Below are 13,046 nucleotides of genomic sequence, written 5' to 3' on the forward strand. Positions count from 1 at the left end.
TCCTCCCGTCATTGCGAGGAGCTCGCGACAAAATTGCGAAGCAATTTTGCGCTGATGCGACGAAGCAATCCAGCGTTTCTCCGCAGACGGATTCTGGATTGCTTCGCTGCGCTCACAACAATGACGGCGTGGATGGACTTTCGATTGTCTCGACGAAGCGCGACTCACATCTTCGCGCGCTGTGCGATGCCGTCCTTGATCGCCGCGAGTTCGGCTTCATCCCAGACGCCGATCAAGATCCCGCCCTTCACCTGCAGCTGGTTGTCAGCGTAGTTCGCGATCTTCTCGCGCGGCGTGGTGATGTGGTCGTTGGGATGCAGCGCCCAGTCGAACAGCTCGGCCTGGAGCCGGGCGATGATGCCGGCGCATTCGGGATCGTCGCCGCGATCCAGAAATTCGTCCGGATCGGTTTCGAGATCGTACAGCATCGGGCGGAAGCCGGAGGCGTGGATGTATTTCCAGCGGCCATCGAACACCATGAACAGGCGGCAGCGCTCGATCGGCTGGTTCAGCTTCAGCCGCACATCCTGCATGGAATAGTCGTATTCGGAGAACGCCACCTTGCGCCAATCGCCCGGGGTCGGGCCGCGCAGCAGCGGCAGCAGCGAACGTCCTTCGAGGATGTGGCCCGGCACCTTGCCGCCAAAATAATCGACGAAGGTCGGGGCGAGATCGATGCCTTCCACCAGCGCGTCGCTGCGGGTGCCGCGTGTGGCGTCGGCCTCCTTCGAAGGATCGATGATGATCAGCGGGATCTTTGCCGATTGCTCGTGGAACAGATCCTTCTCGCCCATCCAGTGATCGCCGAGATAATCGCCATGATCGGAGGTGAACACGATCATGGTGGTTTCCGTGAGGCCGCGTTCCTCCAGGAATTTCATCAGCACGCCCATCTGGTCGTCGATCTGGGTGATCAGGCCCATATAGGTCGGGATCACCTTCTCGCGGGCATCGTCGCGCGCCATGTTGCGGGAGTAGCGCATGTCCATATAGGCGCCGAACACGGGGTGCGGATTCTGCCGCTCGCGCTCCGAGCGGATCGGCGGGATCATGTCTGATGTCGAATACATGCTCGCATAGGGTTCCGGCGCGATGTAGGGCCAGTGCGGCTTGATGTAGGACAGATGCAGGCACCACGGCCGGCCGTCGGTCTCGGCCTCGCCGATGAAGTCCATGGCGCGACGCGTCATGTAGGGCGTCTCGGAATGCTCGTCCGGCACGCGCGCGGCCTTGTCGGCGTGCACCAGCAGCCAGCCGTTCTGCAACGAGCCGTCTTCGGCTGCGCCTGAATTGGCCCAGTGCTCCCACGGGTTGGCGGCGTCAAAGCCCTGCTGGCGCAGATATTCGTCGTATTTCGGGCGAGGCCGGCCGGTCGGATGCAGGCCGTCGTCGCGCTCATAAGGCTCAAAGCCGCACTCGGCGACGTGCACGCCGATCATCGATTCCGGCGGGATGCCGAGCGCCTTCATGCCCTCGAGGTCGGGTGCCATATGGGTCTTGCCGACCAGCACGTTGCGCACGCCGATTTTCTTGAGGTGATCGCCGAGTGTGGGCTCGCCAACGCGCAGCGGCCAGCCGTTCCAGTGCGAGCCGTGCGAGCGCATGTAGCGTCCGGTGTAGAACGACATCCGCGACGGGCCGCAGATCGGCGATTGCACATAGGCCTTCGAGAACAGCACGCCACGCTTGGCCATGGCGTCGATGTTCGGCGTCTTCAGCGTGGGATGGCCGGTGCAGCCGAGATAATCATAGCGAAGCTGGTCGCACATGATCCAGAGAACGTTTTTTGCGCGCGCCATGCGTCATCCCTGCTGCTTCTTGATTGCTGGATGCTGCGCTATCGAGGGCGCCAAGACAAGCGGGCGGCCCTTAGGCGGACCACGGCTCCGCTTCGGCCGCGCTCTTCGCCTTGGCCGAGACCGGGGCCTCGCCGATCACATCCACGAGCGCGCGGAGCGCTTCCTTGACGCCGTCGCCGGTGATGCCCGAGAGCAGCAGCGGCGTCTTCTTGGCGGCGCGCTTCAGCCGATCCTTCTGCTTCTTCAACTCGTCCGGCTCGACCGCATCGATCTTGTTCAGCGCGACGATCTCGATCTTGTCGGTGAGCAACCCGCCATAGGCGTCGAGCTCCTTGCGCACCGTTTTGTAAGCCTTGCCGGCGTGCTCGCAGGTGGCATCGATCAGATGCAGCAGCACGCGGCAGCGCTCGACATGGCCGAGGAAGCGGTCGCCGAGCCCGGTGCCTTCATGCGCGCCTTCGATCAGGCCGGGAATGTCGGCGAGCACGAATTCGCGACCGTCGGCGTTCACGACACCGAGCTGCGGATGCAGCGTAGTGAAGGGATAGTCGGCGATCTTGGGCCGCGCTGCGCTGACCTTGCTGAGGAAGGTCGACTTGCCGGCATTGGGCATGCCGACGAGACCGGCGTCCGCGATCAGCTTCAGCCGCAGCCAGATCCAGCGCTCTTCGCCGGGCTGGCCGGGATTGGCGTTGCGCGGCGCGCGGTTGGTCGAGGTCTTGAAATGCGCGTTGCCGAAGCCGCCATTGCCGCCCTCGGCGAGCACGAACTTTTCGCCGACATTGGTGAAGTCGTGGATCAGGGTCTCGCGATCTTCGTCGAAGATCTGCGTGCCCACGGGCACCTTCAGCACGATGTTCTTGCCGTTGGCACCATGGCGGTCCGAGCCAGAACCGTTCTCGCCCTTCTGGGCCTTGAAATGCTGCTGGTAGCGGTAGTCGATCAGCGTGTTGAGACCGTCGGCGACCTCGAGGATGACGTTGCCTCCGCGGCCGCCATTGCCTCCGGAGGGACCGCCGAATTCAATGAATTTTTCGCGGCGGAACGCCACGCAGCCGTTTCCGCCGTCACCGGAGCGGATATAGACCTTTGCTTCGTCGAGGAATTTCATGGGCCATAGGTAGGCCAGCCGGTCCCCCGCGGCAACCCGGACTTACCCGCAAATCGGCCGAATTTCGGCGAATTTGGCCCAGTGCTTAACCAGCCGGACGGCGCCGGATCAGGAATTTCTGCATTCCCTCCAGCACCAGCTCCTTGCGCTGGTTGAACACGGTGCTCTTGAGCGTCACCGCACCGGTCGTACGGCCCGGCGTGAGCTCGGTGACCTCGAGCGCGGGATAGATCGTGTCGTCGGCGAACACCGGTTTGAGGAACCGGCTCGACTGCTCGAGGAAGCCGACCAGGGAGTCTTCGACCATGAACGGAAATAGCCCGGCGCCCGGCGCGGTGTGAATCAGCGTCTGAAAACCGTGCGCCAGCAGGTGCGGGATGCCGCGGCTGCGGCAATATTCGACGTCATAGTGCACCGGGTGAGTGTCGCCGCTCGCGGTCTGGAATGCCGCGAACACCGCCGAGGTCTGGGTGCGGCTCGGCAGCACAAAACGCTCGCCGACCACGAAATCCTCAAACCAGCGTTGCGTGGGGATCATGCGGTGCTGGGCCGGGTCGAAGTCGGTCATGACTTAGCTCTTTCTTGGCTCGCTGTTCGTAGGCGGCCTATCGCTACCGCGGCGCGAAGAGTGCGACAATCCGTTCAATTCGGCTTGCGCGGGCTTGTCGCGGACGTCTGCTCCATTAAAACGGCGCTCGATGCCCTTCTTCAAAAATCTCTCCGCTTATGACGACCGCTCGGCACGGCTGGCCGGCATCGCCCTCATGGTGCTGTCGATCTTCATGTTCTCGTTCGGCGACGCCATGGGCAAGTTCCTGGTCGGGACGTATTCGGTCGGACAGCTCCTGTTCCTGCGCGCCTGCGCTGCGCTGCTGCTGCTGTCGCCGCTGATCTGGCGGCAGCGTCACCAGTTCCTGCATCTGGAGCGGCCGCGCTTGCAGCTGTTTCGCGTCGTGCTGTCGACGCTGGAAGTGGCCGCCTTCTTCCTTGCGACCGTGTATCTGCCGCTCGCGGACGTCATCACCTATTATCTCGCAGGCCCCATCTTCGTCACCGCGATGTCGGCGATCTTTCTGGGCGAGAAGGTCGGCTGGCGGCGCTGGACCGCGATCCTGATCGGCTTCTGCGGCGTGTTGATCGCGCTGCGGCCGTCGGCGCAGACGGTCAGCCTGCCGGCGCTGATCGCGCTCGGCGGCAGTCTATCGTTTGCGACCTTGATGTTGATCACCCGCAGCCTGCGCAAGACGCCCGATATCGTGATGGCGTCCTCGCAATTCATTGGGACGTTTTCACTGGGCGCCGCACTGTCGGCGTTCCACTGGGTGCCGCCGACGCCGGGCAGCCTCGTGTTCTTCGCGCTGGCGGGGGCCATTTCGGTGACGGCGTTGTTTTGCGTCAACCGGTCGCTGAAACTCGCGCCGGCAAGCGTCGTGGTGCCCTACCAATATTCGATGATCGTCTGGGCGGTGATCTTCGGCTTCGTGGTGTTCGGCGACGTGCCGCAGGTCGCAACCATCGTCGGCGCCGTCATCATCATCGGCGCCGGGTTCTACATTTACTTGCGAGAACGCGATCTCGGCCGCGAGAGCGCAGAGGTGAATCCGCCGGCATAGCCGCGGCCATGCACCCGGCATCGTTCCATTGAATCAAAGTGGAACGAACGAGCCAAAGCGCATGATCGAGTCGAAACAGCGGACGCGATGCGGAGACGTGATGCTTCACTTCCCGCACGAATGAGCTAGTCTTGTGGAGGGAACGTCAAGCAACGTTTGATTGTAACTCGAGAGGATTGGTTTGGCATGGCGACCAATCGAAAGCGCTGGGTGGCCGCTCTCATCGTCGTTGCTCTGGCGGCAGGAGGCTATTTCCTCTGGCAGAAACTTGGGAGAAGCAATCTCCCGGAGGGATTTGCCAGCGGCAACGGCCGCATCGAGGGCACCGAAATCGATATCGCGACCAAGACACCCGGGCGCCTCAAAGACATATTGGTGAGGGAAGGCGACTTCGTCTCGGCCGGACAGGTTCTGGCGCAGATGGATACGCTGCAGCTCGAAGCCCAGCTTCGGCAGGCCGAGGCCCAGCTGCGCCGGGCGACGATCAGCATCGATACCGCCAAGAGCCTCGTGACCCAGCGCGAGTCCGAGAAGAAAGCGGCAGGCGCGGTGATCGCGCAACGTAATGCCGAACTCGATGCGGCGGAACGAAAGCTCCAGCGCTCGGAGACCCTGATCAAGACCAATGCCGTGCCTCAGCAGACGCTTGATGACGACCGGGCGGCCGCCAACGGCGCGACTGCGGCCGTTGCTGCGGCGGAGGCCCAGCTTGCCGCCTCCGATGCCGCGATCAACGCCGCCAAGGCTGCGGTGGTCGATGCCGAGGCATCCGTCGAAGCGGCGAAGGCTGCCATCGAGAGCGTCAAGGTCGACATCAATGACAGTACGTTGCGCGCGCCGCGAGACGGGCGCGTGCAGTTCCGCGTCGCACAGCCGGGCGAAGTCTTGGCCGCCGGCGGGCGCGTGCTGAACATGGTCGATCTCTCCGATGTCTTCATGACCTTCTTCCTGCCGACGGCGGAGGCGGGACGCGTGGCTATCGGCTCGGAAGTCCGTCTTGTCCTCGACGCCGCACCACAATGGGTCATTCCGGCCCAGGCGACTTTCGTTGCCAACGTCGCGCAATTCACGCCCAAGACGGTCGAAACCCAGGAAGAGCGCGAGAAACTCATGTTCCGCGTGAGGGCGCATATCTCACCGGACCTCCTGCGCCGATACATCGACCAGGTGAAGACGGGCCTGCCCGGCCAGGCGTATGTGCGGCTCGACCCGAATGCCCAATGGCCCGCGAGCCTGACGGACAGGCTGGTCAAATGAGCGAGCTGTCGCAGGCCGCGCCGGTTCGACCAGAACCTGTGGTCCGCCTGGACGCTGTCAGCCTGTCCTACGGTTCGACCCGTGCACTCGACAGCATCATGCTCGACATTCCGTCTGCGTGCGTGGTCGGATTGATTGGACCTGACGGGGTCGGCAAATCGAGCCTGCTTTCGCTGGTTGCCGGAGCGCGCGAGATCCAGGCCGGACAGGTTCACGTGCTCGGCGACGATATGGCTGATGCTGCGCACCGCAGGCGGACCTGCCCCCGGATCGCCTATATGCCGCAGGGCCTCGGCAAGAATCTCTATCCGACGCTGTCCGTTTTCGAGAACGTCGACTTTTTCGGCCGCCTGTTCGGCCAGGACCGGCATGAGCGCGAGCAGAGGATCGCAGTGCTTCTCAGGGATACCGGCCTCTCGCCCTTTGTCGATCGACCGGCGGGAAAACTCTCGGGCGGCATGAAGCAGAAGCTCGGCCTCTGCTGTGCGCTGATACACGATCCCGATTTGCTGATCCTCGATGAACCGACGACGGGCGTGGATCCGCTTTCGCGCCGGCAGTTCTGGCAGTTGATCGAGAACATCCGGGAAAGCCGTCCCCGGATGAGTGTCATCGTCGCGACCGCCTACATGGAAGAGGCGGCGCGTTTCGCCTGGCTGGTGGCCATGGATGATGGACGGGTGCTGGCTACCGGCACGCCTTCAGGCCTGTTGCGGAGGACGGATACCGATAACCTCGACGCAGCCTTCATCAAACTCCTTCCGGAAGAGCGGCGGCGGGGTCACAAGGAGGTACTAATACCACCCCGTGGGACGGGGCTGGACGAAGAAATCGCCATCGAGGCCAATCATTTGACGGTCAAGTTCGGCGACTTCACGGCCGTCGACGATGTCAGTTTCCGGATCTCACGCGGCGAGATATTCGGCTTTCTGGGCTCAAACGGCTGCGGCAAGACCACGACCATGAAGGTGCTGACCGGCTTGCTGCCGGCGAGCGCGGGTGAGGCGAGATTGTTCGGCCACGAGGTCGACCCAAGGGACATGAATGTCCGGGCGCGGGTCGGATACATGTCGCAGGCCTTCTCGTTGTATTCCGAGCTGACGGTTCGGCAGAACCTCGAGCTGCACGCGAGGCTGTTCCGGCTTCCCGCCGACACGATCGCGGGCCGGGTGCAGGAGATGGTCACCCGATTCGATCTCGCCGCGGCCATCGACGCCTTGCCGGACGCGTTGCCTCTCGGCGTGCGCCAGCGGCTGTCGCTGGCGGTCGCGATGATCCACGCACCGGACATCCTCATCCTTGACGAGCCGACCTCCGGCGTCGATCCGATCGCGCGTGACCGGTTATGGCAGATCCTCTCCGATCTCTCGCGCAAGGACGGCGTCACGATCTTTGTCTCGACGCACTTCATGAATGAAGCCGAACGATGCGACCGAATCTCGCTGATGCACGCGGGCAAGGTGCTGATCAGCGATACGCCCGAGAGGATCGCCGCGGAGCGAGGTAACGGAAACCTCGAGCAGGCCTTCGTCGCCTATCTGCAGGACGCGATCGACCGGGCGGCCACCGCCACCGCCGCTGCACCGTCCGCGCAGGCAACCGTCCCCGAGGTTCCCCCGCCAGCGGTCGAAGAGCGCCGTTCGTCGGGCCGCCTGCTCGGGGCCTTCAACCCGCGGCGCATGTTTGCCTATACGCAGCGCGAGGCGCTGGAGCTGCAACGCGATCCGATCCGCGCGACGCTCGCCATCGTAGGCAGCCTCATCCTGATGTTCGTGATGGGCTATGGCATCAATACCGACGTCGAAAATCTGGCCTTTGCCGTCCTCGATCACGACGAAACTACGATCAGCCGGGACTACGCGCTTCAGATCTCCGGCTCCCGTTTCTTCACCGAGCACGCCCCCATCACGAGCTATGACGACCTCGACCGTCGCATGCGCAGCGGCGAGCTCAGCCTTGCGCTCGAGCTTCCGCCGGGCTTCGGCCGCGACGTTGCGCGTGGTTCAAATACTCAGATCGGCGCGTGGATCGATGGGTCCAATCCCTCTCGTGCAGAGACCGTCCGGGGCTACGCTCAGGCCATGCACACGACCTGGCTGGCGCAGCGGGCGCGCGAGCTCTCTGGCACAGGCGCCACAACCGCGGCGTTTCGGGTCGAGGTCCGCTTTCTCTACAATCCCGACGTCAAGAGCATCGTTGCGATGGCTCCTGCCGTGATTCCCATTCTGCTTCTGATGATCCCGGCGATCCTGGCGGCCTTGAGTGTCGTGCGGGAAAAGGAGCTCGGATCGATCATCAATTTCTACGTCACTCCCGTCACGCGGCTTGAATTCCTGCTCGGCAAGCAGATCCCGTACGTGGCGCTCGCCATGCTGAATTTCTTCCTGCTGACTGCCTTCGCCGTGTTCGTTTTCCGCGTTCCATTCACCGGAAGTTTCCCCGCCTTTACGGCCGGCGCCTGTCTTTACGTGATCATCTCGACGGCGATGGGGCTGTTGATCTCATCGTTCCTGAACAGCCAGATCGCCGCGATCTTCGCGACCGCGTTGCTCACGATGATTCCTGCGACGCAATATTCCGGGCTGGTCGATTCCGTATCGTCGCTGCAAGGTGTCGGAGCGATCGTCGGACGCATCTATCCGACGGCCCACTTCATTACCATCACGCGCGGGACGTTCTCGAAGGGACTTGGGTTCGAAGATCTTACGGCGCCGCTTCTCGCCTTGATCGTGACTGTTCCCGTACTGCTCGGCCTTGGAACATTGTTGCTGCGCAAACAGGCGAATTAGCCATGCAGGTCTCCAACATCGTCCAACTCGGCCTGAAGGAATTGCGGGGCCTGTCGCGTGATCCCGCGCTCCTGGTTTTGATCGTCTATGCCTTCACACTTTCGATTTACACGTCGTCCCGGGCGCAGCCGGAGACGTTGAACCGGGCCGCACTTGCGATTGTCGATGAGGACAATTCGCCGGTCTCCACGCGGATCATCACGGCGTTTAATCCGCCCTATTTCTCGATTCCCAGGCTGGTTTCCCAGGCAGACGTGATGGAGCGGCTGGACGCCGGCCTCGATATCTTTGCGTTGAACATTCCGCCCAACTTCCAGCGCGATCTGCTGGCCGGAAGATCGCCGACGATCCAGCTCAACGTGGATGCAACGCGCATGTCCCAGGCCTTCACCGGGAGCGGCTACATCCAATCCATCACCACCGGCGAGGTCACTGAATTTCTGTCGCGTTACCGCTCGGGCGCGGCACCGCCGATCGATCTTGCTCTACGCGCGCGGTTCAATCCGGAGCTCAACAAGAGCTGGTTCAGCTCCATCAACAACATCATCTCCTCCGTCACGATGCTGTCGATCATCCTGACGGGAGCGGCCCTCATTCGCGAGCGCGAACACGGCACGATCGAGCATCTGCTCGTCATGCCGGTCACGCCGTTCGAGATCATGGCGAGCAAGATCTGGTCGATGGGCCTGGTCGTTCTCGTTGCCTCGGCTGTTGCCCTCATCCTCGTCGTGCAGGGCTTGCTGGCGGTCAAGATCGCAGGCTCGATTCCGCTGTTTCTGTTTGGAGCGGCGCTCTATCTGTTTGCGATGACGAGCCTGGGTGTCTTTCTCGCCACGGTCGGCGGCTCGATGCCCCAGTTCGGTCTGCTGATGATGCTGATATTGATGCCGCTTCAAATGCTGTCGGGGGCCACGACCCCGCGCGAGAGCATGCCGGAAATCATCCAGAACATCATGCTGGCCGCGCCGAATACCCACTTCGTCATTCTTGCGCAGGCGATATTATTTCGCGGCGCAGGCCTCGGAGTGATCTGGCCTCAGTTGGCGGCCCTCATCGCGATAGGGGCGGTCCTGTTCAGTTTCTCGCTTTGGCGGTTCAGGCGGTTCGTCCGATAGTCGTGTCGTCCAGACACCAGGCCCGGACGACATCGGAGATTGCGGTGGCGCTTCCGCTTACCTCATCCGCCGCGCGCTGCTCCAGCTCTTCAGCGACGACCACACCCCGCGCGAGAGGCGGAAGCAGTCGACGGGCGTAGAGGAGCCCAGCGCCAGGAAGCGATGCAGCTGCACGCCGCTCCACTGGAAGCCGCACTTCTCCAGCACGTTGCGCGAGGCCGGATTGGTGACGCGCGCACCCGCATGGAGATGGTCGTCCTCGAACTCCTCGAAGAAGAAGTCGATCGCGCCGCGCGCGGCCTCGGTGGCAAAGCCCTGGCCCCAATGCTCGACGCCGAGCCAGTAGCCGAGCTCGGCACTGTCGGGCGTGGAGCGGTCGATGCCGACCATGCCGACCGGATTGGTGTCGTATTCGATCAGGAACACGGTCTCGCTGCCGAGCGCAGCGGTGGCGCGGACGAATTCGACGGCGTCGTCCTGCGAATAGGGATGGGGAAGGCGGCGGGTGTTTTCCGCGACACGGCGGTCATTGGCAAGGAGGGCGATGGTCCTGACGTCGGCGAGGGTCGGCCGCCGCAAGGTCAGCCGCTCGGTGGCGACGACGCTCGGTCTCGCCTCCCGCAAGGTCACGCTCGAGAAATCCTGCAACATGTCCGGCTCCGTCAAAGTCACTAAGTGAAAAGTGAACACGACAAACGAAAGGGGAGGCCGGTTTCCCTGCCTCCCCTGGAGCCCGATCTTTTGATCTCTGGACTCCGCCGGTTCGGTCAAGGACCCGGCGGACTCCAAATCAGATCCACCGTCTATTCAGCCGCCTCTGCGAGCGGGAGTACCGCTACGAAGGTGCGGCCGTTGGCTTTGGCCTGGAATTCAACACGGCCCTCGATCTTGGCGAACAGAGTGTGGTCCGTGCCCATGCCGACATTGAGGCCGGGATGCCAGGTGGTGCCGCGCTGACGCGCAATGATGTTGCCGGGAATCACGCGCTCCCCGCCGAACACCTTGACGCCAAGGCGCTTACCCTTTGAATCGCGACCGTTGCGCGATGAACCGCCTGCTTTTTTGTGAGCCATGGCTCGTCTCCGAAATCCTGCGTATGTCTAGGTCAATTCCTTGACGGAATCATTTCAAAATGTCTCACGCATCAATTCGTGAATTGGCGTGATCGATTTTATGCGGCGGCTGCTTCTTCTTTCGCGACCTTTTCCCGCTTCGGACGCGGGCCCTTGGTGGGCTTCGCATTGTCCGTCAGGATCTCGCTGATGCGAACCACCGTGATCTCGTCACGGTAGCCACGCTTGCGGCGCGAATTCTTGCGGCGGCGCTTCTTGAACGCGATGACCTTCGGTCCGCGCTTGTGGTCGAGCACCTCGACGGCCACGGTCGCACCGGCCACCGTGGGCAGACCCAGCACCGGCGTGTCGCCGCCGACCACCAGAACTTCGCTCAGCTGCACGATCGTGCCGACTTCGCCTTCGATCTTGCCAATTTCCAGGACATCATCCGGAACGACGCGGTACTGCCGGCCGCCGGTTTTGATGACTGCGAACATCGTTGTTTTCCTTCGTGTTCAATCCCGGCCTCACGACGAAATCGTCAGGGGCCGGCTTTTTGTCAGTCGCTATGGGTTTACTGAGTTTTGTGCGGGCGGGAGTTATCCCTTTGAAAACCCACGCAAAAACAAGCGGCGCGAGAAACGCCCCGCGCCGGTTGTGGGACTTATAGCCGCCGAGCCCGAAGAGTCAAGGAAAACTGCCGAAAAGAGCCCGGATTGGAAGGATTTGGGCCGTTTCCGCCTGGGAATCGAATCCGCGACCCGTTTGCAACCAACGGGTTCCACCGCCGTTGTCCCCGCGAATTGGCATTGGGGCAAGGGCTTTCCATGGCAACGGACGAGTTGGTCAAGACGACGGGCATCGCCAATCACGGCGGCGCGCGGCTGCCCTCGGTGGACATCGACAGTTTCAACATCGAGATGAAGGACGAGGACGGTTTTCTCGGCGACCGCGCCAGCAAGGGCGCGTTCCGCGAGATTCTCGACCGCTGGCGCAAGCCGCTGCGCAAATCGGGCGAGGACCCCTTCGGCAAGGAGCCGTCGGAGAACATCAGCAAGAAGACGCTGGATGCGATCCTCGTCAGCGACGACGTCGAGGCCTCTGCGGTGGTGCACAGCGCGATCGAGGATTTCGCGCAGGAGCTCGCCTACGTCACGCGCCGTTTCCTGAAGACAAAAGCCTGGGCCAAGACCGAGCGCATCGTGGTGGGCGGCGGCTTTCGCGACTCGCGGCTCGGCGAGCTCGCGATCGCGCGCGCCGAGATCATCCTCAAGTCCGAGGATTTCAAGATCGACATGGTGCCGATCCGGCATCACCCGGATGAAGCCGGCCTGCTCGGCGCGCTGCATCTGGCGCCGTCGTGGATTTTCGAGGCCTATGACAGCATCCTCGCGGTCGATATCGGCGGCACCAACATCCGCTGCGGCCTGGTCGAGACCGGCTGGAAGAAGGCGAAGGATCTGTCGAAGGCCAAGGTCGTGAAGTCCGAGCTATGGCGCCATGCCGACGACGAGCCGACCCGCGAGGGCGCGGTGAAGCGACTGACGAAAATGCTGAAAGGGCTGATCGCCGAGGCCGAGACAGACGGCTTCAAGCTTGCGCCCTTCATCGGCATCGCCTGTCCCGGTGTGATCAACGACGATGGGTCCATCGAAAAAGGCGCGCAGAATCTGCCCGGCAATTGGGAGAGCAGCAAATTCAACCTGCCGGCGAGCTTGATCGAGGGCATTCCGCAGATCGGCGAGCACGACACCGCGATCTTGATGCACAATGACGGCGTGGTTCAGGGCCTCTCCGAGGTGCCGTTCATGCAGGATGTCGATCGCTGGGGCGTGCTCACCATCGGCACCGGCCTCGGCAATGCCCGCTTCACCAACCGCCACAAGGAAGGTGGCAACGGCAAGGACCGGGACTCTCCGGAGAACGGGAAGAAAAAATCCAAGGAAAACAACAAGGAAAGCAATAAATCCGAGAAGGAGTAACCTTGACTGGTTAGGTTAAGGACCGGATTGCGTTGCGGTGCGGCGCTTGCACGCTAGGGTCGAATCGTCGCCTCACGCAGGCCTGCGAAGCCGCCCTTCCTGGCCAGCATTTCGATGAGCGGCACGGGACCGCCAGTATTTACCGCGTCTGGCGGTCCCACCCGTTCTTTCAAGCCGTGAGGCTTATCCCTGACCCAGGTGATTCGGCCGCCAGCGCCGATCAGCGGCGTTACATTGGCCAAACCGCAGCGATCTCTGAGGAAACGGCGCAAAGTCCCCCCGAAATCCGCGATCGATCCCGTCCCGGCCGCAACATCCTCGTTCC

At 62.6% G+C, this 13,046-nt stretch carries 11 protein-coding genes; 5 read left to right on the plus strand and 6 right to left on the minus strand.

Going from position 1 to position 13,046, the window contains the following annotated elements; translation table 11 throughout:
* Window positions 1-164: 164 nt before the first annotated feature.
* The 3 genes from K3F49_RS29205 to K3F49_RS29215 form a co-directional block, all read right to left on the minus strand.
* Window positions 165-1,799 carry an alkaline phosphatase family protein gene (locus K3F49_RS29205; protein ID WP_234684347.1) on the minus strand — a complete coding sequence of 545 codons (1,635 nt, stop codon included), beginning with the start codon at window positions 1,797-1,799 and terminating at the stop codon, window positions 165-167.
* A 70-nt stretch (window positions 1,800-1,869) separates the two neighbouring features.
* A complete protein-coding gene (obgE, locus tag K3F49_RS29210; RefSeq protein ID WP_234684348.1) occupies window positions 1,870-2,910 on the minus strand; it encodes a GTPase ObgE in 1,041 nt (346 codons plus the stop codon).
* A gap of 85 nt (window positions 2,911-2,995) precedes the next feature.
* Window positions 2,996-3,478, minus strand: a complete 483-nt coding sequence (locus K3F49_RS29215; RefSeq protein ID WP_234684349.1) for a MaoC family dehydratase — start codon at window positions 3,476-3,478, stop codon at window positions 2,996-2,998.
* A 130-nt stretch (window positions 3,479-3,608) separates the two neighbouring features.
* Here K3F49_RS29215 and K3F49_RS29220 point away from each other — a divergent pair, with 130 nt between their 5' ends.
* From K3F49_RS29220 to K3F49_RS29235, 4 genes are all read left to right on the plus strand, one after another.
* On the plus strand, window positions 3,609-4,523 hold the full coding sequence (locus K3F49_RS29220; RefSeq protein WP_234684350.1) for a DMT family transporter: 915 nt from the start codon (window positions 3,609-3,611) through the stop codon (window positions 4,521-4,523).
* A 186-nt stretch (window positions 4,524-4,709) separates the two neighbouring features.
* On the plus strand, window positions 4,710-5,780 hold the full coding sequence (locus K3F49_RS29225; RefSeq protein ID WP_234684351.1) for an HlyD family secretion protein: 1,071 nt from the start codon (window positions 4,710-4,712) through the stop codon (window positions 5,778-5,780).
* On the plus strand, window positions 5,777-8,569 hold the full coding sequence (gene rbbA, locus K3F49_RS29230) for a ribosome-associated ATPase/putative transporter RbbA (RefSeq protein ID WP_234684352.1): 2,793 nt from the start codon (window positions 5,777-5,779) through the stop codon (window positions 8,567-8,569). Before K3F49_RS29225 ends, rbbA begins: the two co-directional genes overlap by 4 nt.
* A 2-nt stretch (window positions 8,570-8,571) precedes the next feature.
* Window positions 8,572-9,684 carry an ABC transporter permease gene (locus K3F49_RS29235; protein WP_234684353.1) on the plus strand — a complete coding sequence of 371 codons (1,113 nt, stop codon included), beginning with the start codon at window positions 8,572-8,574 and terminating at the stop codon, window positions 9,682-9,684.
* A 57-nt stretch (window positions 9,685-9,741) separates the two neighbouring features.
* Here K3F49_RS29235 and K3F49_RS29240 read toward each other — a convergent pair whose 3' ends face one another.
* From K3F49_RS29240 to rplU, 3 genes are all read right to left on the minus strand, one after another.
* The gene (locus K3F49_RS29240) at window positions 9,742-10,335 is read right to left on the minus strand and encodes a GNAT family N-acetyltransferase (RefSeq protein WP_234684354.1); all 594 of its coding nucleotides are present in this window, start codon (window positions 10,333-10,335) and stop codon (window positions 9,742-9,744) included.
* Window positions 10,336-10,487: 152 nt separating this feature from the next.
* Window positions 10,488-10,757 (minus strand): 50S ribosomal protein L27, encoded by a 270-nt coding sequence (gene rpmA, locus K3F49_RS29245; protein WP_027533352.1) that lies wholly within the window; start codon window positions 10,755-10,757, stop codon window positions 10,488-10,490.
* Window positions 10,758-10,855: 98 nt separating this feature from the next.
* Window positions 10,856-11,236: a 50S ribosomal protein L21 gene (rplU, locus tag K3F49_RS29250; RefSeq protein ID WP_234684355.1), complete on the minus strand. Its 381-nt coding sequence runs from the start codon at window positions 11,234-11,236 to the stop codon at window positions 10,856-10,858.
* Between the two features lie 330 nt (window positions 11,237-11,566).
* Here rplU and K3F49_RS29255 point away from each other — a divergent pair, with 330 nt between their 5' ends.
* Window positions 11,567-12,721 carry an ROK family protein gene (locus K3F49_RS29255; protein WP_234684356.1) on the plus strand — a complete coding sequence of 385 codons (1,155 nt, stop codon included), beginning with the start codon at window positions 11,567-11,569 and terminating at the stop codon, window positions 12,719-12,721.
* The last annotated feature ends 325 nt before the right edge of the window (window positions 12,722-13,046 follow it).

The sequence above is a fragment of the Bradyrhizobium monzae genome, from assembly GCF_021458635.1.
GTDB lineage: Bacteria > Pseudomonadota > Alphaproteobacteria > Rhizobiales > Xanthobacteraceae > Bradyrhizobium.